Genomic DNA, 16,224 nt, shown 5'->3' with positions numbered 1-16,224 from the left:
CCGCCGGCCAGGCGGACGTCAGTACGCGAGCGTGGGGTGCCCGCCCGTGTGGGCGCCCTCCTCGATCTCCACCACCAGGAAATCGGCCAGGTCCGCGCGGGAGACCCGCGATCCGCCGTCGGGGAGGCGCCCCGATCCGAGCCGATAGCGCCCGGTGGCCGGGCGGTCGGTCAGGCCGGACGCTCGCACCAGAGTCCAGTCGAGGCCGCTCTCCTCGATCTCCCTCTCCATGATCCGCATGTCCCGGTACAGTGCCCGGTCGAACAGCACCGGCTTGAGGACGTGCCGGTAGAGCGCTGGGTGGGAGGGGTCTTCGTGGAGCACGCCTGCCGAGGAGACCGTGATGAGGCGGCGCACCCCGCGCGCCCGGAGCGCGTCCACCAGACGGCGGGCGCTTCGGGAGTAGAGGGTCGTGGAGCGGAGGATGTGCTTGTGCAGCGGCGGGGCGACGGTGGACAGTACGACGTCGGCCCCGTCCACGGCGGCCTCCAGCGCGGCCGGGTCGTCGACATCGCCGGGGCGCACGGTCAGCCGTCCGCGGCGGGATTGGGGAGTGTCGGAGCGCAGCCGGTCGAGGGCGGAGATGTCGCGTCCGGCGGCGACCACCTCGTGCCCGCGCTCCAGCGCCCGGGCGACCACCAGCCGGCCGGTGCGTCCGCCCGCTCCCAGAACCGCCGCCTTCACAGCACAGCCTCCTCGTGCTGCGCGCCGTCGGCGGCCACGGCCGGCGGGAGGTCCAGGAGCCGCTTCAGGACCGAGACCAGCTCCTCCTCCGGATCGCCCACGGCCTCGGTGCTGCGCCAGGCGATGAATCCGTCCGGACGCACCAGCGCGGCGCCGACCGGCCCGACGCGGTAGGTGGCGCTCCAGCGGCCGTCGACGTCGACGAGGTCGGCGAAGGGATGTCCGGACGGGGTGAGCCGCCGGCAGGTGAGCGCTACGCGCGTTCGCTCGGCGGCAGCGGTCGCCGCGCGCTGCCAGGCGGCCCCCTCGGCACCGGCCAGCAGCACGAAACCGCGGTCGAAAAGGTCGAGCGTGGACACGCGCTCGCCGTTGTCCTCGACCACCAGGTGGGGGGCTCGGGTCCCTGGGCGGCCGGAAGGGTCGAGCGCGTCCTCGACCGGCTCGCCGTCGTCGGTTGCGGGTTCTGCCGCTACCGCGCCGGAACGGTAGCGGTACCCGAGCATGATGTTGGCTTTCGGAGGCCGGTCGGGCGGCTGGCCGGAACCGCCTTCGGCGTCGCCGGCGAGGAACAGCCCGGCGCGGGCCGCCGACTCCTCCAGTAGGACCTGTGCGACCGGCCGCCGTTCGGCCTCGTAGCTGTCGAGCAGTCCGGGCCCGGCCCTGCCACTGAGCACCTCGGCCAGCTTCCACGCCAGGTTGTGCGCGTCGTGGATGCAGGAGTTTCCGCCGAACCCCCCGGTGGGCGGAAGGCAGTGGGCGGCGTCGCCGACGACGAACACCCGTCCGGAGGCGAAGCTGTCGGCCATGCGCACCTGCATCGGCCACGTGTCGACGTCGAGGACCTGCACGTCGATGTCCTGGCGGCCGACAGCGGCGTGGATCAGCTCCGTACAGCGCTCCCGGGTGAAGTCCTCCGGTGATTCGCCCTTGTCGGGGTAGTAGGGGACGCTCAGCGTCCACCGGCTGCGGTTGCGGCGGAGCAGGACGTGCAGATGGTCGTCTCCGCGCCCGCCGGCGATGTCGTCGAGCAGGCAGAGCAGGAAGTTGCGGTCGCGGACGGCCGCGCTGAGGTCGGCTCGGAAGAGGATTCCGGCCTGATGGGCGAGGATGCCGGGACCGCTGCGGCCGATACCCAGGCGCTCGCGGACGGGGCTGTGGATTCCGTCGCAGGCGAGGAGGTACGAGGCGTGAACGGTCTCCTCGGCTCCGCTGGCCCGGTCACGGATGACGGCGCGCACCCCGTCGGCGTGCTGCTCGAACTCGGCGAGCTCGGTGCCGAACCGGATGTCGGCGCCCGTTCCGGCCGCCGTCTCGCGCAGCACGGGCTCGAGCTGGTCCTGGTCGAACCAGATCTGCTCGGTGGGACTGATGCCTTCGACCTCCTCCGCGCCGCCCATCGAATAGCGCTCGATCTCGCGTCCGGACAGGGTGGCGGCGCGCATGATCACGCTCGCCGCTCCCTCGTCGAGGGAACGGATGCGGGGTTCCAGCCCGATGCCGCGGAACAGTTCCATGGATCGCGGCCCGGCCCCACTCATGCGGGGGTGTGTCGGGTGGTCGTGGTGCCGTTCGACGAGCAGGCTCGCCACTCCCTGGTGGCCCAGGAACGCGGCCGCGGAGAGTCCGCTGACCCCGCCGCCGACGATCAGCACCGGAATGGAGCGCATCACCGGTTCCTCCATCATTAAGAGACTCTATCGTCTCTTAAAGCTAACGTCGGCCAATAAGATACGCAATAGTCTCTTCACTCCGAACCGCTTATCCTGGACGGGAGGGGCCCGCGAGCGCCCGGAACCGGGCGCGGAGCGGCGGAAAGGAGGCCGGATGGCCGAGTCCACGACGGACGCGCGCCGTCGGCGGCGGGGCGACGAACTGGTCCGGGCCATCCACGACGCCGTTCTGGTCGAGCTCTCCGAGGTCGGCTACGGGCGCGCGACGATGGAACGCATCGCGGAGCGCGCCGGATGCGGCAAGATGCCGCTGTACCGCCGCTGGCGGTCCCGAGACGACCTGGTGCTGGACGCGGTTGAGCGCAACCTGCCGGTTCTGGCGCCCCCCGCCGACACAGGCGGTGTCCGCACCGACCTGCTCTCGGTCCTGGAGCACCTGTCCGAGCGCGTTCTGGCCGCCCCGGTGGGGGCGGCCATCACCAGTCTGGTCGGCGAAGGCCGCCGCCATCCGGCCATCACCGCCGCCATTCGCGAGCGGATCCTGGAACCCACGTCCCCTGTTCCCGCGGTGCTGCGCCGCGCCGCCGAACGCGGCGAGATCGCCGCGGAGGCGATCACCCCGCAGGTGTGCACGGTGGGACCGTCGATGCTGATGACGCACACTCTCCTGGAAGGCGCCCCTCCCGGCGCCGCCGAGCGCATCGCGATCGTCGACCGCGTACTAATGCCGGCGCTGACAGCGGGGGCGGCCACGGCACGCGCGACCGGCGGCTGAGCGAACGCGGGAACAGCCGCTGCCGCGCCCCCCGCCGCGAACGGGCGGGGCGCGGCAGCGGCGCCTCAGGCGCAGACCCCCATCAGCCCGCGTTCGGCTTCGGCTCCCCCGGGGCGGGCTCGGTGGACTCCGCGGGCTCGGCCGCCGGCGGACCGGCGCCCAGTCGGGTGCTCATCGCGCTAAGCGCGATCAGTGCGGCGACGGCCAGGATGCCCGCTCCCCACAGCGTCGCCGCGTTGTAGCCGGCGACCTGGCTCTGCAGCTCGGCCGCCCCGCTCGATCCGTTGGCCGCGATATAGGCGGTGGCGGTCCCGGCGGCGACGGTGCTGAGCAGCGCCGTACCCAGCGACGCCCCGACCTGCTGGGAGACCTGGAAGGTCGCGCTGGCCGCGCCGACGTCACGAGGCGCGACCTCCGAGGTCGCGGCGTTGAGCGCCGGCGGCACGGTCATGCCCATGCCCAGTCCGACCATGACGATGGGCGACAGGACCGCGAGCGCGTACGAGCTGTCGATCTCCAGTCGGGTGAGAAGCAGCATGCCGGCAGCGCCCATCAGCAGCCCGAACCCCATCACGAAGCGCGGGGCCACGTGCTTGATCACCTTGCCGACCAGGTTCGAGGCGAGGATGACACCGGCGGTCATGGGCAGGAACGCCAGCCCGGTGGCCAGGGCGGAGTAGCCCTGGACACTCTGCAAGAAGAAACTGACGAAGAGGTAGACGCCGAAGGGCCCGGTCATCATCAGAAGCACGACCATGTATGCCCCGCCGCGGTTGCGGTCGAACAGCACCGGCAGCGGCAGCAGCGGGTTGGCGGCCTTCGACTCCGCGAAGAGGAACGCCGCCACCAGCCCTGCTCCGGCCACAAGCAGCGCGAGCGTGGTGGGCGCCGCCCAACCGTCGTGCGTCGCGCGGTTCAACCCGTAGACGAGCGTGGCCAGTGCCGCGGTGGCGAGCACCGCGCCCGCGACATCGTAGCCCGCGCCGCCCTCGACCCGGGAGTCCTTCAGAAAGAGCAGCGCGCCGACGAATCCGGCCAGCGCGATCGGCGCGTTGACGTAGAAGACCCACTCCCAGCTGAGCGTGGTGGTCAGCGCGCCGCCCAGCATGAGCCCCAGTGGCGAGCCGGCGGCGACGGCCGAGCCGAACACGCCGAACGCGCGGCCGCGCTCCGCCGGGTCGGTGAAGCTGGTCGCCAGCAGTGCCAGGGCAGCGGGGGCCAGGAGCGCGCCGAAGGCCCCCTGGGCGGCCCGCGCTGCGAGCAGCATGGTCAGATCGCCGGCGGCCCCGGCCAGCGCCGAGGCCGCTGCGAATCCGACGAGTCCGATCAGCAGAGCCCGCCTGCGTCCGGTGAAGTCGGCGATGCGTCCGCCCAGAAGTAGCAGGCCCCCGAAGGACAGCGTGTAGGCGGTGATGACCCACTGCCTGTCGGCGGCGGCGATCCCGAGGTCGTCGTTGATCGAAGGCAGGGCCACGTTGACGATGGTCATGTCGACCACGATGAGCAACTGGGCGAGCGCGACCACCGCCAGCCCGTACCAGCGCCGACGGTCGCCCGCGGGCGGGCTCGCACCCTGTTCGGTGCTCTGCGACATCCGAATCGGTCCCTTCGTCACGGAGATGACGCGCCTGCCGTACCGGTCCCGGGGCGGGACCGCGAGCGTAGGTGTGAGCGAAGGCCGCACCGCGGCCACCCGCCCTGGGCGCACCGGCACCGACATTATAACAGTATTACTGATTATCAGCAGTAGGTTGAATAGGGGTGGAGGTCGGGGCCGCGCTCTCCGGGCCGGCCCTCAGTCCGCGGCCCTGCGCGCGAAGGTCGTGCTGATCAGGCCGTTGCTCTGCCCGTACACCCGGTCCGCGCCGAGCCGGTCGAACATCTCCGCGACCTCGCCGGGCCGGAACATTCGCCCCCCGGCGACCCCGCCGACAGCCGCGCCGATCCGTCCGACCGGCCCCGTTCCCCTGCACGGCACGACGACGGCCAGCCAGCCGCCGGGCCGCACAACGCGGAGCATCTCCGAAAGCGCGTGCATCGGGTCGGGTACAAGCATCACTACAGCCGTGGAGCACGCCGCATCGAAGACCGCGGAGCCGAACGGCAACCGCGACGCGTCCCCGCGAATCAGCCCCATGTTCACCGGCGCCTGCTGCAGCGCCCTGTCCAGCATGGGCTCCGACAGGTCGAGTCCCACGGCGATGCCGTCGCGTCCCACACTTCCGGCGAGACCGGCGGTGATGATGCCGGGACCGCAGCCCACGTCCAGCACTTTCGCGCCCGCACCCAAGCGCAGGGCGGGAGCCAAGGCCGCCGCGTCCGGAGGCGCGCCCAGGGTCCGCACGACCGGCTGGATCAGCTTCAGGTACACCTTGGGTCCGCGCCGGCTCATCCACAGCGACTGCGACCTGGTGTCGGCGGTCTCCACCGTTTCGGGGAGGACGTCCAGATACCCCTCCGGGCGCAACCGCGCCGTCACCTCCGGGTGCAGCAGTGCCCGGAGGGCTCCGGGGGAGGCGCCGCGCTCCGGAGGCGGTACCTCCCCGGCCGTCGGCGGAATGGCGCCGCCATCCCCGCACGCCGCGGCGGCGTCTGCGGCTTCGTCGCTCCTCTGATTCTCGGTCACGGTACTGAGCCCTTCCGTTCGGCGGTGATGGGGTCGGCGGGCGGGCGGGAGGCGAGGGCGGCGCCGTTCTCGCGGGCGCGGAAGACGTCGTCGACGACGGCCGTGCTGTAGCGGCCCGCCCGGAAGGCGGGGTGGCCGATCACCTCGCGTAGGAACGCCGAGTTGGTGCGCACCCCCGGTCCGCTGATGCGGAAGTCGGCCAGGCAGCGGTCCATGCGCCGCAGTGCGTCCTCGCGCGAGCACCCCCAGACCACGAGCTTGGCGAGAAGGGGATCGTAGGAGGAGGGCACCCGGTAGCCCGGGTAGCCGTGCGTGTCCACGCGGACGAACGGACCGCCGGGCACGTCGAACTCCGCCAGGGTCCCCGGCGTCGGCACGAACCCCCGCTCCGGATCCTCGGCGTTGATTCGGCATTCCACAGAGCAGCCCCGGGCCGCGAGGTCCTCTTGGTGCAGGCTCAGCGGCTGCCCGTCCGCGATCAGAAGCTGCTCGCGGACCAGGTCCACTCCGGTCGCCATTTCGGTGACGGGGTGCTCGACCTGCAGGCGGCAGTTCACCTCCAAGAAGGCGAACGTGCCGTCAGGAGCCAGGAGGAACTCGAAGGTGGCTGCGCCCCTGTAGCCGGCCGCGGTCGCGCCCAGCACCGCAGCCTCCTGCATGCCCGCCCGCACCTGCTCGGGGATCCCGGGAGCGGGGGTCTCCTCGATGAGCTTCTGGTGCCTGCGCTGAGTGGAGCAGTCCCGCTCGCCCAGGTGGAGGGCGTTTCCGAACCCGTCGACCAGAACCTGGACCTCGACGTGGCGCCCCTCGGGCAGGTACCGCTCGACGAAGACCCGCGCGTCGCCGAACAGCTCTTGGGCCCGCGACTGGGTGCGCGAGAACACCGCCGCGAGGTCGGCGCGGTCGCCCACCACGCCCATGCCGCGGCCTCCGCCACCGGCCGCCGCCTTGACGACCAGTGGAAATCCGATGCTGTCGGCTATCTCGCAGGCGTCCTCGACGGAGTCGACGGGCGAGCGGCTGCCGGGCAGCATGGGAATCGCGTTCTCGGCCATGAGCGCGCGCGCCGCGATCTTGTCGCCCAGGCGGGCGATGACCTCCGCGGCGGGACCGACGAACGTGAGGCCGGCGTCCCGGCACACCCGGGCGAAGTCGGGGTCCTCGGACAGGAAGCCGTAACCAGGGTGGACGGCCCGGACGCCGGTACGCAGCGCCGCCTCGACGATCGCGGGAATGTTCAGGTAGCTGTGCTTGGCCGATGCGGGGCCGATCCGCACCGCCTCGTCGGCGTAAGACACCACCGCAGAATCGCGGTCTTCGGTGGAGTACACCGCTACCGTGCGGATCCCCAGCTCCTTGCAGGTCCGCGCGATGCGCAGCGCGATCTCGCCGCGGTTGGCGATTAGCACGCCGCTAATCATCACCGGCCCCCGGCTCCAGGACGAACAGCTGCTCGCCGTACTCGACGGAGTCGCCGTTCTTCTTCAGCACCTCGGCGATGCGCCCCTCCCTTTCGGCCACCACCGGAACCATCAGCTTCATCACCTCGACGATGGCCACCTGGGCGCCCGCGCGCACGAGATCGCCCTCGCGCACGAAGGGGTCGGCCGCCGGCTCGGGCGCCTCGTAGTAGACACCCACCGACGGCGAGACGACGACCGCCTCGGGAGCGGCGACCGAACCCGCCTCGGGGGCGCCCCGCTGCGTCGCCGCGCCGTTCACCGGCGGCGGGCTCGCGCTCGCTGCCGCGTCGGGCCCGTCCGAATCGGCCCACTCCGCGTCGAAGGAGACCTCGCCCACACGGATGCGGATCGCGCGCGGGGCGCGTGACGCCTCCGTGAGGAACCGGGCGGCCTGCCGACACGCCTCTTCGAGCAGGCCGCCCAGCGCGAGCGCGTCGGGCGCGGGGCGCGGCTGGGCCGACTCCTCCGCTGGAACCGGTTCGTCGGCCGACTGGTGGGTCATTGCTGCACCTCCACTGGCGTCGTGCCGGCACCGGCGGCGTGTGCGGCACCGAAACCCCGGTACCGCGCCCGCCGCGACGCCTTGAGACCGGCTGTACTCCGGCCGGCCAGCCGGGTCAGGGACGCGGACACCGCGCCCCGGATGCTCTCGGCGGCGGCTTCGGGATCGGCCTGAGAGCCTCCCGCGGGCTCGGGGACCACGCCGTCGACCACGCCGAGCCTGAGCAGTTCGCGCGGGGTGATCCCCAGCGCGGCGGCCGCCGCGGGCGCCATGGTCCGGTCGCTCCACAGGATGGAGGCGCACCCTTCGGGGCTGATGACAGAGTAGGTGGCGTTGGCGCAGATCAGCACCTCGTCGCCGACGCCGAGCGCCAGCGCCCCGCCGCTGCCGCCTTCGCCGGTGACCAGCGCGACCACCGGTACGGGCAGGCCCGCCATCGTCTGGATGCTCTCGGCGATCGCGACGGCCTGCCCCCGGCTCTCAGCCTCGACGCCGGGGTAGGCGCCGGGCGTGTCGATCAGGGTGACGACGGGCAGCCCGAGCTTGCCCGCAAGGCGCATGAGACGCGCGGCCTTGCGGTAGCCGTCCGGTGCCGCCATCCCGTAATTGCGTGCGGCGAGCTCCGCGACGGTGTGCCCCTTCTGGTGCCCGATGACGACGAGGGGGGCGCCGTCCAACCGGGCGAGGCCGCCGACGACCGCTCCGCAGTCGTGGCCGATCCGGTCGCCCCGCAGCTCCGCGAAGTCGTCGAAGACCATGTCCGCGTAGTCGAGCGTGGTGGGACGTTCGAGGCTGCGGGCGCGCTGGACCACGTCCCACGCGTCGGCCCGGGACAGCGCCTCCGGCTCGCGTATCGCGGGGTCGGTGCGGGCTGTGGCGCGGCGGGGAGCGGAGCCGGAGGCGCCCGCGTCCAGCAGCCGGGCGAGCGTGCCGCGCAGCGCCGCACGCGGGCGGATCATGTCGATCAGGCCGTGCTCCAGCAGAAACTCGGCGGTCTGGAACCCCTCGGGCAGCGTCTCCCGAATCGTCTGTTCGATCACCCGCGGCCCGGCGAACCCGAGTCGCGCGCCGGGTTCGCAGACGACGACGTCGCCCAGGGTGGCGAAGGAAGCCGCCACACCGCCGTAGGTGGGGTCGGTGATCAGGCAGACCGTCAGCAGACCCGCCTCGTCCAGGTCGGCCATGGCCTGGGTGGTGCGGGCCATCTGCATCAGCGCCAGCACGCCTTCCTGCATCCGGGCCCCGCCTGATGTGCAGACGAGCACCAGTGGCAGGCGCCTCTGCAGGCACACGTCGGCGGCTCGGGAGACCACTCCGCCGATCGCCGCTCCCAGGCTTCCGCCCATGAACGCGAAGTCCATGACCGCGGCGACCGCAGGGCGGCCCAGGACCGCACCGGCCGCCGCGACGGCCCCCTCGTCGAGTCCGGTGCGTCGGCGGGCCTTCGCCAGCCGCTCGGGATAGGTCTCGGTGTCGGCGAATCCCAGTACATCGGTGCTGTGTTCGGTTATGCCGATCTCCTCAGCAGCCCCGCCGTCGAACAGCTGGGCGATGCGGGCACGCGCGCTCAGCCGGTGGTGGCTGCCGCACCAGTGGCACACGTGTAGTTCGCGCTCCAGGCGCCGGGTGTAGAGAATGTTCCGGCAGTTCGGGCAGAGCACCCACTCGGCCGCCGCCCTTTGTGCACTCGCTGTCATGGTCATCGAATCACCTCTCCTCGCTGGACCCGGCGGTGCGGCGCCGACCGGCTAACCGTCGTTGACCAGGGAGTGCAGGTTGCGAGGGGTGGCGCCGGAGTCGATGCTCTCGTCGTCGAGCCGGACGTCGAAGTCGCGCTCGATGCGGGACGTGATCTCCAGAAGGGCGATGGAGTCGTAGCCCAGGCCGTCGAAGTCGGTGTCGAGGATGCTCTCGTCGATGGTGACGCCCTCTTCGGCCCCGGCGCATTCGCGCAGGATCCGCAGCAGGTCTTCGATGCTCATGGTGTGCTGTCTCCTTGCCTCTGTCGGGTGGTTCGAAATCGCGTTCAGCGGTGTTCGCGGACGACGACGGCGGAGTTGAACCCTCCGTGGCCGCGCGCGAGCACGAGCGCGGTCCGCACTCGGGCGGCGCGCGGGCCGGGGCCCACCAGGTCGAGCGCGTAGCCGGGATCAGGCGAGACGTTGACCGTGGGCGGGATGACCCCGTCGCGTACGGCGAGCAGAGCGGCGGCGACGTCGAGAGGACCGCCGCCGGAGTGGAGCCGTCCGGTCATGGTCTTGGGCGCGGTCACCGGGACCGCCGCCGGGCCGAACACGGCGCTGATCGCGTCGGCCTCGCTCCGGTCGAGGGAGGGGGTCGCCGCGGCGTCGGCGAACACGGCGTCGACGTCGCCGGGACCGCATCCGGCATCGGCCAATGCCGTCTCGACGGTCCGGCGCAGCCCCGGCTCGCGCCCGCTTCCCGGGGGCGGATCGATGGTGGCGGCGTAGCCGGCGATCTCGCCATAGGCGCCGGCGACTCCGCGCCGGGCCGCCGACTCGGCGTCCTCCACGATGAGGATGGCGCCGCCCTCGCCGGGGACGTGCCCGGCTGCGCGCGCGTCGAAGGGCAGGAACCCGCGGTCGGGAGAGTTTTCGGTGCTGAGGCGGCCCTGGGCCGTCTGCGCCACCCAGCCCCACGGGCAGATCGAGCCGTCCACCCCGCCCGTTACGATCAGGCCGGTGCCCTTGCTCACCTGGCGCCGCGCCTGGCCCAGGGCGTCCAGTCCGCCGGCCTGGTCGGCGACCAGCACTCCGCTGGGACCGCGCATCTCGTTGCGGATCGAGATCTGCCCGGTGTTGACTGCGTAGAACCAGGCGAAGGACTGGTAGGCGCTGACGTGGCGGCTGCCCTTGCGCCACAGCTTCTGCAGTTCGTTCTGCCCGAACTCGAATCCGCCGGAGGAGGCGGCGGTGATCACGCCCGTGCCGAACTCGGGAAGCTCGGCAGTGTCCGCACCGGCGTCGGCCAGCGCCCAGTCGGTCGCGACGAGGGAGAGGCGGGTCATTCTGTCCGTCTGGGGAAGCAGCCGATTGGGCAGGTTGTCCTCGACCGCCACGTCGGTGACCTCGCCGGCCAGCCGACTGGGGTAGGAGGCGGGGTCGAAGCGGGTCACGGTGGCGATCCCGCTGTCTCCGGCCAGGGTCCGCGCCCAGAACTCCTCGATTCCGGCACCGTTGGGGGAGACGATCCCCAGCCCCGTGACCAGAGTCGGCGCGCTCACCACCGCCCCCCTTCAGCGCCGGTCAGCACCATCGCACTCTGGAAGCCGCCGAATCCGCTGCCCACGGCCAGCACGCAGTCGGTCGCCCACTCCCGAGCCGTGACCGGGACGTAGTCGAGGTCGCATTCGGGGTCGGGCTCATGCAGGTTCGCGGTCGGGGGCACGACGTCGTGCTCGATGGCCAGAGCCGAGGCGGCGATCTCCAGGGAGCCGATGGCGCCCAATGAGTGGCCGATCATCGACTTGATCGAGCTGACGGGCACCCGGTAGGCGTGCTCGCCCAGGCTCCGCTTGAACGCGGCGGTCTCGTGCCGGTCGTTCTGCTTGGTTCCCGAGCCGTGCGCATTGATGTAGTCGATGTCCGCGGGGTCGGTTCGCGCCTCGGCGAGTGCGACGCGTATGGCCTCGGCCATCTCGCGCCCGTCCGGCCTCAGCCCTGTCATGTGGAAGGCGTTGCAGCGGGAGGCGAACCCGCGGACCTCGGCGTAGACGTGCGCGCCGCGGCGCAGGGCGCTGTCGCGCTCCTCCAGTACGAACACGGCGGCGCCCTCGCCCAGCACGAACCCGTTGCGGGTGGCGTCGAACGGCCGAGACGCGTGCTCGGCGTCGTCGTTGCGCGGAGTCGTGGCTTTGATGGCGTCGAAGCACGCCGAGGTGATCGGGGATATCGGGGCGTCGGTGGCCCCGGCGACCATCACGTCGGCCGATCCCTCCGCCAGGACCGCGGCCGCGTGCCCCACTGCGTCCAGACCGGAGGTGCAGCCCGTGGAGACGACCGCGGCGGGTCCTTCCGCACCCACAGCCCAGGCGACCTCGGCGGCGAAGGAACTCGGTACGAAGCGGTCGTACAGGTGGGGAACCGCGTACTCGTGGTCGACCAGCCAGGCGCGGCCGTCGTCGCTGACGACGCGGTACTCCTCCTCCAACCCCATGGTGGCGCCCACGGCGCTGCCGACCGTGACGCCGGTGCGGTACGGGTCGAGCTCGCCGATTCCGCTGTCCTCGACAGCCGACGACGCGGCCACGACAGCCAGCTGAGCGGCACGATCCATCCGGCGGACCTGCTGGGCGCCCAGGCCGTGCAGCTCCGGCGCGAAGTCGATCTCGGCCGCCACCTGCGAACGGAATGGCGCGGGATCGAAGAAGGTGATCCTGCGTGTAGCCGTGCGGCCGTCTGTCAGCAGCTTCCAGAACTCCTTGGTCCCGACACCGCCCGGTGCCAGGACGCCCATTCCAGTGATCACGACGCGACGGTTCATCGCGTACTACCTCCGTGGCGTGAGAGTCGCACTGCGCACCGTTGCCCGCGCGCGTGCCGGTCGCGGTGCACGGGAGCGGCCCCCGCTCCCGTGCACGCTCCATATGAGTTCGGCGCTGGGTCAGCGGCAGGTCAGACCGCCGTCGAGGACGAGGCCGTGGCCGGTCACGTAGGACGACTCAGCGGCCATCAGCCACACGACCGCCCGCGCGACCTCCGCGGGGTCGGCCATGCGCCCCATCGGAATGATCTCGGTGTAGCGCGCCTCCGCCTCCGGGGAGTTCTGCGTGAAGCGGTCGATGAAGGGGGTGCGCACGACTCCCGGGCAGACGGCGTTGACACGCACGTTGCGGTCGGCGTACTCCAGAGCCGCCGTCTTGGTCAGCCCCATGACCGCGTGCTTGCTCGCCACATAGGAGGCGTTCTTGTCGAACCCGACCATGGCCGCGACCGAGGCGCCGTTGACGATGCTTCCGCCGCCCTGTTCGATCATCGCGGGGACCTGGTGCTTCATGGACAGCCACATGCCCTTGAGGTTGATCTCCAGGGCGCGGTCCCAGGCCTCCTCGTCGGCCTCGTGGATCTCGAACTCGGCCTTGCCCTCGACACCCGCGTTGTTGAAGGCGCAGTCGAGCCTGCCGTAGGCCTCGACGGTCTGCTCCACCAGAGAGCGCACCTCCTCCGTTCGGGACACGTCGGTCTTGACGGTGATCGCCTCACCGCCGAGGTCGGCGATCGCCTGGGCCGTGTCCTCGCAGGGGCCGATGTCGGCGAGGACCAGGCGGGCGCCGGCGCCGGCCGCGGCGATCGCCGCGGCCGCACCGATCCCCGATCCGGCGCCGGTCACGATCGCCACTCTGCCGTCGAGTCGTACTGCCATGTCGGGCTCCTCCAGTCGCATCGGTGCCGGGGCGCGCATGCGCGCGGGCGCCCGCATCGGCGGACGGGTCCCGGCGGAGCAGAAATCAGTGGTGGGGCGGGCGCCCGCGCAGAGGCGGCGCACTGCGCTACTCGGTGACGGTGCCTTCGGCCATGGCCAGGAAGGTGCCGGTGGGGCGCACCGAGTCGAAGCGGATGCCGGACCGTGTGAACAGCTCCTCGACGTGCTGCGAGGAGTGCTTGCGGCCGCCGACGTTGACCAGCAGAAGCAAGTCGAGGGAGGTGGTGACCATCGGTTCGGGCGTGCGATCGGTCAGGGTCTCGACGACCACGACGCGAGCGCCGGGGCGCGCGTTGCGCCGCACGTTCTGCAGCGTCTTGAGCGTGCTGGCGTCGTCCCACTCCAGGATGTTCTTCAGCAGGTAGACGTCCGCCTCGACGGGGACGTCGTCGCGGCAGTCCATGCCGATCACGGCGGCCCGGTCGGCCAGTTCGCCGCCGGAGCGCAGGGCCGGCAGCGCTTCGGCGACAACGCCCTCCAGGTCGAGCAGGGTGCCGCGCAGGTGCGGGTTGGCGCGGAGCACCGTGCTGATCAGATGCCCCTGCCCGCCGCCGATGTCGGCGACCGTGGCCGACCGGGAAAGGTCCAGGGACTTCGCGACCTGCTCGGAGGTGTGGTTGCTGGCCCCGGTCATGGCGTTGCTCAGCGCCTGGGCGGCTTGCGGCTCGTCCTCGTGGATGTAGCGGAAGAAGTCCTTGCCGTAGACCTCGACGGACTGCGGCTTGCCCTCGCGCACGGCGTCGGTCAGCCGGGGCCACAGCCGCCACAGCTCCGGGTAGCCGATCCACTTCACGATGCCGGCGACGCTGTTGGCGTCGTCTTGCCGCAGCAGGCGCGACAGACCGTTGTGCTCGTAGGTCCCGTCGTCGCGGCGCTCGAAGACATCGCGCGAGACCAGGGCGTCCATCAGCTGCTGCAGTGTGGTCGGGTCGGCCTCCACCTGCTGGGCGAGATCCGCGCACTGGCGCGGCCCCGCGTCCAGGGCCTCGGCCACCCGCAGGTCGATCGCGGCGACCAGGGCGGCGGTAGAGGTGAGTCCCCAGGCGAGCTCCTTCATCCGGGAGATGTCGGCCTGCGTCTGCTGTTCGGCGGTCTGCTCCGTCATCGGCATGTGTCCATTCCACGATCGACTGACCGGTTGGCCGGGGTTTGCGGGGCGCGCAACCCCGTTCGGCGACGGTCCGCTCCGGCCTGCCGGCAGCGGCTCCCGTCCGGACCGATGCGAGTCAACGTAGTGACGCGCCCTCATGCCGCCCTCAGGGACCGATCAGCACACATGCCGAAACCGCGAAAATGCACACAGACCAGGCACAACGTCCCAATAAGTCGATTTGCGTGCAGTTTGGATACCCGTCCCGCCGAGACCGCCCCCCGCGCGCCGCGCACCGCATCCGCCCCGGCCGGAGGGTGTGCGCGGCGCCGGACGCCGCCGCCAGCAGGGCGCCCCGCCGCCGCCACCGCGACAGGCGCCGATCCCCTGACCGTCCGCTGAGACGACCCTGACGCCCGATGTGCAGCATGGCCGCCGTGCAGGTCCGCCGCGCCGCACCGGCACCGGTGCAGCCGGCCGCCGCGGCCCGCGGCCATGCGGCCGCGAGGAGCTCAGGACATTTGGAGGTAAGGGTGACAGGCATTCGCAGCCTGGCGAGGATGATCGGCTCCTGCAGCATCGTCGACCTGTCGAGCGATGTCGGCAACCATGCCGAAGGCCCGTTCACCACCGAGGTCAAGCCGCTGGAGCCCGAGCCGGGCGCGCAGTTCTTCTGCGACAACGTCCTGCCCGCGCTCGCCCCGCACGCCGTAGGCAGGTTCACCGCCGAGGACTTCCCCGACAAGGCGTTCCTGCGCCACGAAATGGTGACCGCGTCGGTGCACGCGGGTTCGCACGTCGACGCGCCGGGCCACTACGGTCCGCTCGCCGACGGCGGCACCGGGCACATCAACGAGGCCCCGCTGCGATCGTTCATCGGCACCGGGTTGATGTGCGACGTCAGCGGGATCACGGGACGCGTGGTCGGGCTCGAGCACATCGACGTCGCCGCGCGTGTCAAGGAACTGGAGTCCGACGGCGGCGTCGCCCTGATCCACACGGGCGGGCGGAAGGCGATCAGCGCGGAGGTGGTCGAGGCGTTCCTCGACGCCGGCGTCGACGTGCTCGGCACCGACGCCGACAGCTTCGACGGGCCGTTCCAGCCGATGATCGATTCCTATCTGGAATCAGGCGACAAGAGCGTGCTGTGGCCGGCGCACATGCTCGGCCGCCGCCGCCCCTACTACCAGCTTGAGCGATTGCACGACCTGGACAAGCTGCCTCCGTCCGGGTTCCTCGTCATCGCTCTGCCCGTTCTCATCGAGGGCGCCACCGCCGCCTGGACGCGCGCGGTCGCGCTCATCCCCGACAACGGCCGGGAGCAGGCCCCCGGTCGGCGACAGGAAGAGAGGTAGCCGCCATGCCGGTGATCACCAAGTCGGTCATCGTCGACGCCCCCGTAGCCCTCACGTTCGAGGTGTCCAACCGCATCGACCGTTGGCCGGACATGATCCCCGAGTACCTGAGGGCGGAGATCCTCGGGTATGAGGGCCGCAAGATCTGGTTCCGGCTGACCAACCAGGACCAGGCGTCGTGGACGTCCTGGCGGATGCTGTTCCCGCCGTACGTGGCCTACGCCGAACGATACGAACCGATTGCGCCCTTCGTCTTCAACCACTTGACCTGGGTCTACAGCGCGCTTCCGGGCAACCGGTCGCAGATGACCTGGGACATGTACTTCGAGCTGCCCGAGGAGCGCAAGCACGAAGAGGAGACCTGGCGCGACCGGATGGCCGAGCACACCGAAGCCAATCAGAAGGCGATGCGCACCTACATCGAATCCCTGGAGCACTAGGCCACTAGGGCGCGTTCGATCCACCGCTGTCCTCCAGCGCGGCGTCCCGCGCCTTAGGCCGCGTTGCGCTCCACGAGCGCGGGGCGCGCATCCGTCCGCCGTTCGCGGCGGACCCGTTGACGCGCCCGGGACCGCGGGCCGGTCGACCGCGGCACGCAAGCGGGGCGGGGGGGGGGG

At 71.6% G+C, this 16,224-nt stretch carries 15 protein-coding genes; 3 read left to right on the top strand and 12 right to left on the bottom strand.

All coding sequences use genetic code 11. The features are described from left to right. Nucleotides 1-18 precede the first annotated feature (18 nt). Entirely contained in the window at nucleotides 19-684 is a 666-nt protein-coding gene (locus RM446_RS17610) for an NAD(P)-dependent oxidoreductase (RefSeq protein ID WP_311546432.1), read from the bottom strand. Then, nucleotides 681-2,369 carry an FAD-dependent monooxygenase gene (locus RM446_RS17605; RefSeq protein WP_311546431.1) on the bottom strand — a complete coding sequence of 563 codons (1,689 nt, stop codon included), beginning with the start codon at nucleotides 2,367-2,369 and terminating at the stop codon, nucleotides 681-683. Before RM446_RS17605 ends, RM446_RS17610 begins: the two co-directional genes overlap by 4 nt. Before the next feature lie 139 nt (nucleotides 2,370-2,508). Between RM446_RS17605 and RM446_RS17600 the strand changes: the two genes are divergently transcribed. After that, on the top strand, nucleotides 2,509-3,129 hold the full coding sequence (locus RM446_RS17600) for a TetR/AcrR family transcriptional regulator (RefSeq protein ID WP_311546430.1): 621 nt from the start codon (nucleotides 2,509-2,511) through the stop codon (nucleotides 3,127-3,129). Nucleotides 3,130-3,211: 82 nt separating this feature from the next. On the opposite strand, the gene RM446_RS17595 is transcribed toward RM446_RS17600, so the two are convergent. The 10 genes from RM446_RS17595 to RM446_RS17550 form a co-directional block, all read right to left on the bottom strand. Then, the gene (locus tag RM446_RS17595; protein WP_311546429.1) at nucleotides 3,212-4,723 is read right to left on the bottom strand and encodes an MFS transporter; all 1,512 of its coding nucleotides are present in this window, start codon (nucleotides 4,721-4,723) and stop codon (nucleotides 3,212-3,214) included. Between the two features lie 201 nt (nucleotides 4,724-4,924). Continuing rightward, a complete protein-coding gene (locus RM446_RS17590; protein ID WP_311546428.1) occupies nucleotides 4,925-5,755 on the bottom strand; it encodes a class I SAM-dependent methyltransferase in 831 nt (276 codons plus the stop codon). Next, nucleotides 5,752-7,164, bottom strand: a complete 1,413-nt coding sequence (locus RM446_RS17585; RefSeq protein WP_311546427.1) for an acetyl-CoA carboxylase biotin carboxylase subunit — start codon at nucleotides 7,162-7,164, stop codon at nucleotides 5,752-5,754. The genes RM446_RS17590 and RM446_RS17585 overlap by 4 nt, the downstream gene beginning before the upstream one ends. Nucleotides 7,165-7,168: 4 nt before the next feature. Next, nucleotides 7,169-7,720: an acetyl-CoA carboxylase biotin carboxyl carrier protein gene (locus RM446_RS17580; protein WP_311546426.1), complete on the bottom strand. Its 552-nt coding sequence runs from the start codon at nucleotides 7,718-7,720 to the stop codon at nucleotides 7,169-7,171. Next, a complete protein-coding gene (accA, locus tag RM446_RS17575; RefSeq protein WP_311546425.1) occupies nucleotides 7,717-9,423 on the bottom strand; it encodes an acetyl-CoA carboxylase carboxyl transferase subunit alpha in 1,707 nt (568 codons plus the stop codon). Before accA ends, RM446_RS17580 begins: the two co-directional genes overlap by 4 nt. A 45-nt stretch (nucleotides 9,424-9,468) precedes the next feature. Further along, on the bottom strand, nucleotides 9,469-9,702 hold the full coding sequence (locus tag RM446_RS17570; protein WP_311546424.1) for an acyl carrier protein: 234 nt from the start codon (nucleotides 9,700-9,702) through the stop codon (nucleotides 9,469-9,471). A 44-nt stretch (nucleotides 9,703-9,746) separates the two neighbouring features. Beyond that, nucleotides 9,747-10,964, bottom strand: a complete 1,218-nt coding sequence (locus tag RM446_RS17565) for a ketosynthase chain-length factor (RefSeq protein ID WP_311546423.1) — start codon at nucleotides 10,962-10,964, stop codon at nucleotides 9,747-9,749. After that, on the bottom strand, nucleotides 10,961-12,223 hold the full coding sequence (locus tag RM446_RS17560; protein ID WP_311546422.1) for a beta-ketoacyl-[acyl-carrier-protein] synthase family protein: 1,263 nt from the start codon (nucleotides 12,221-12,223) through the stop codon (nucleotides 10,961-10,963). The genes RM446_RS17565 and RM446_RS17560 overlap by 4 nt, the downstream gene beginning before the upstream one ends. Nucleotides 12,224-12,343: 120 nt before the next feature. Further along, nucleotides 12,344-13,102 carry a glucose 1-dehydrogenase gene (locus tag RM446_RS17555; RefSeq protein ID WP_311546421.1) on the bottom strand — a complete coding sequence of 253 codons (759 nt, stop codon included), beginning with the start codon at nucleotides 13,100-13,102 and terminating at the stop codon, nucleotides 12,344-12,346. A gap of 127 nt (nucleotides 13,103-13,229) precedes the next feature. Continuing rightward, a complete protein-coding gene (locus RM446_RS17550; RefSeq protein WP_311546420.1) occupies nucleotides 13,230-14,267 on the bottom strand; it encodes a methyltransferase in 1,038 nt (345 codons plus the stop codon). Nucleotides 14,268-14,785: 518 nt separating this feature from the next. Here RM446_RS17550 and RM446_RS17545 point away from each other — a divergent pair. Together RM446_RS17545 and RM446_RS17540 are read left to right on the top strand one after the other, a co-directional pair. After that, on the top strand, nucleotides 14,786-15,607 hold the full coding sequence (locus RM446_RS17545; protein WP_311546419.1) for a cyclase family protein: 822 nt from the start codon (nucleotides 14,786-14,788) through the stop codon (nucleotides 15,605-15,607). A gap of 5 nt (nucleotides 15,608-15,612) precedes the next feature. Further along, nucleotides 15,613-16,047 (top strand): SRPBCC family protein, encoded by a 435-nt coding sequence (locus RM446_RS17540; RefSeq protein WP_311546418.1) that lies wholly within the window; start codon nucleotides 15,613-15,615, stop codon nucleotides 16,045-16,047. Nucleotides 16,048-16,224 lie beyond the last annotated feature (177 nt).

Source organism: Streptomonospora wellingtoniae (genome assembly GCF_031845375.1).
GTDB lineage: Bacteria > Actinomycetota > Actinomycetes > Streptosporangiales > Streptosporangiaceae > Streptomonospora > Streptomonospora wellingtoniae.
This window is presented reverse-complemented; position numbering and strand designations above follow the sequence as displayed.

Coding starts and splice junctions, on each gene's coding strand:
- RM446_RS17600 (WP_311546430.1), top strand. CDS start 2,509: ATGGCCGAGTCCACGACGGACGCGCGCCGTCGGCGGCGGGGCGACGAA.
- RM446_RS17560 (WP_311546422.1), bottom strand. CDS start 12,223: ATGAACCGTCGCGTCGTGATCACTGGAATGGGCGTCCTGGCACCGGGC.
- RM446_RS17595 (WP_311546429.1), bottom strand. CDS start 4,723: ATGTCGCAGAGCACCGAACAGGGTGCGAGCCCGCCCGCGGGCGACCGT.
- RM446_RS17555 (WP_311546421.1), bottom strand. CDS start 13,102: ATGGCAGTACGACTCGACGGCAGAGTGGCGATCGTGACCGGCGCCGGA.
- RM446_RS17580 (WP_311546426.1), bottom strand. CDS start 7,720: ATGACCCACCAGTCGGCCGACGAACCGGTTCCAGCGGAGGAGTCGGCC.
- RM446_RS17550 (WP_311546420.1), bottom strand. CDS start 14,267: ATGACGGAGCAGACCGCCGAACAGCAGACGCAGGCCGACATCTCCCGG.
- RM446_RS17540 (WP_311546418.1), top strand. CDS start 15,613: ATGCCGGTGATCACCAAGTCGGTCATCGTCGACGCCCCCGTAGCCCTC.
- RM446_RS17570 (WP_311546424.1), bottom strand. CDS start 9,702: ATGAGCATCGAAGACCTGCTGCGGATCCTGCGCGAATGCGCCGGGGCC.
- accA (WP_311546425.1), bottom strand. CDS start 9,423: ATGACCATGACAGCGAGTGCACAAAGGGCGGCGGCCGAGTGGGTGCTC.
- RM446_RS17605 (WP_311546431.1), bottom strand. CDS start 2,369: ATGATGGAGGAACCGGTGATGCGCTCCATTCCGGTGCTGATCGTCGGC.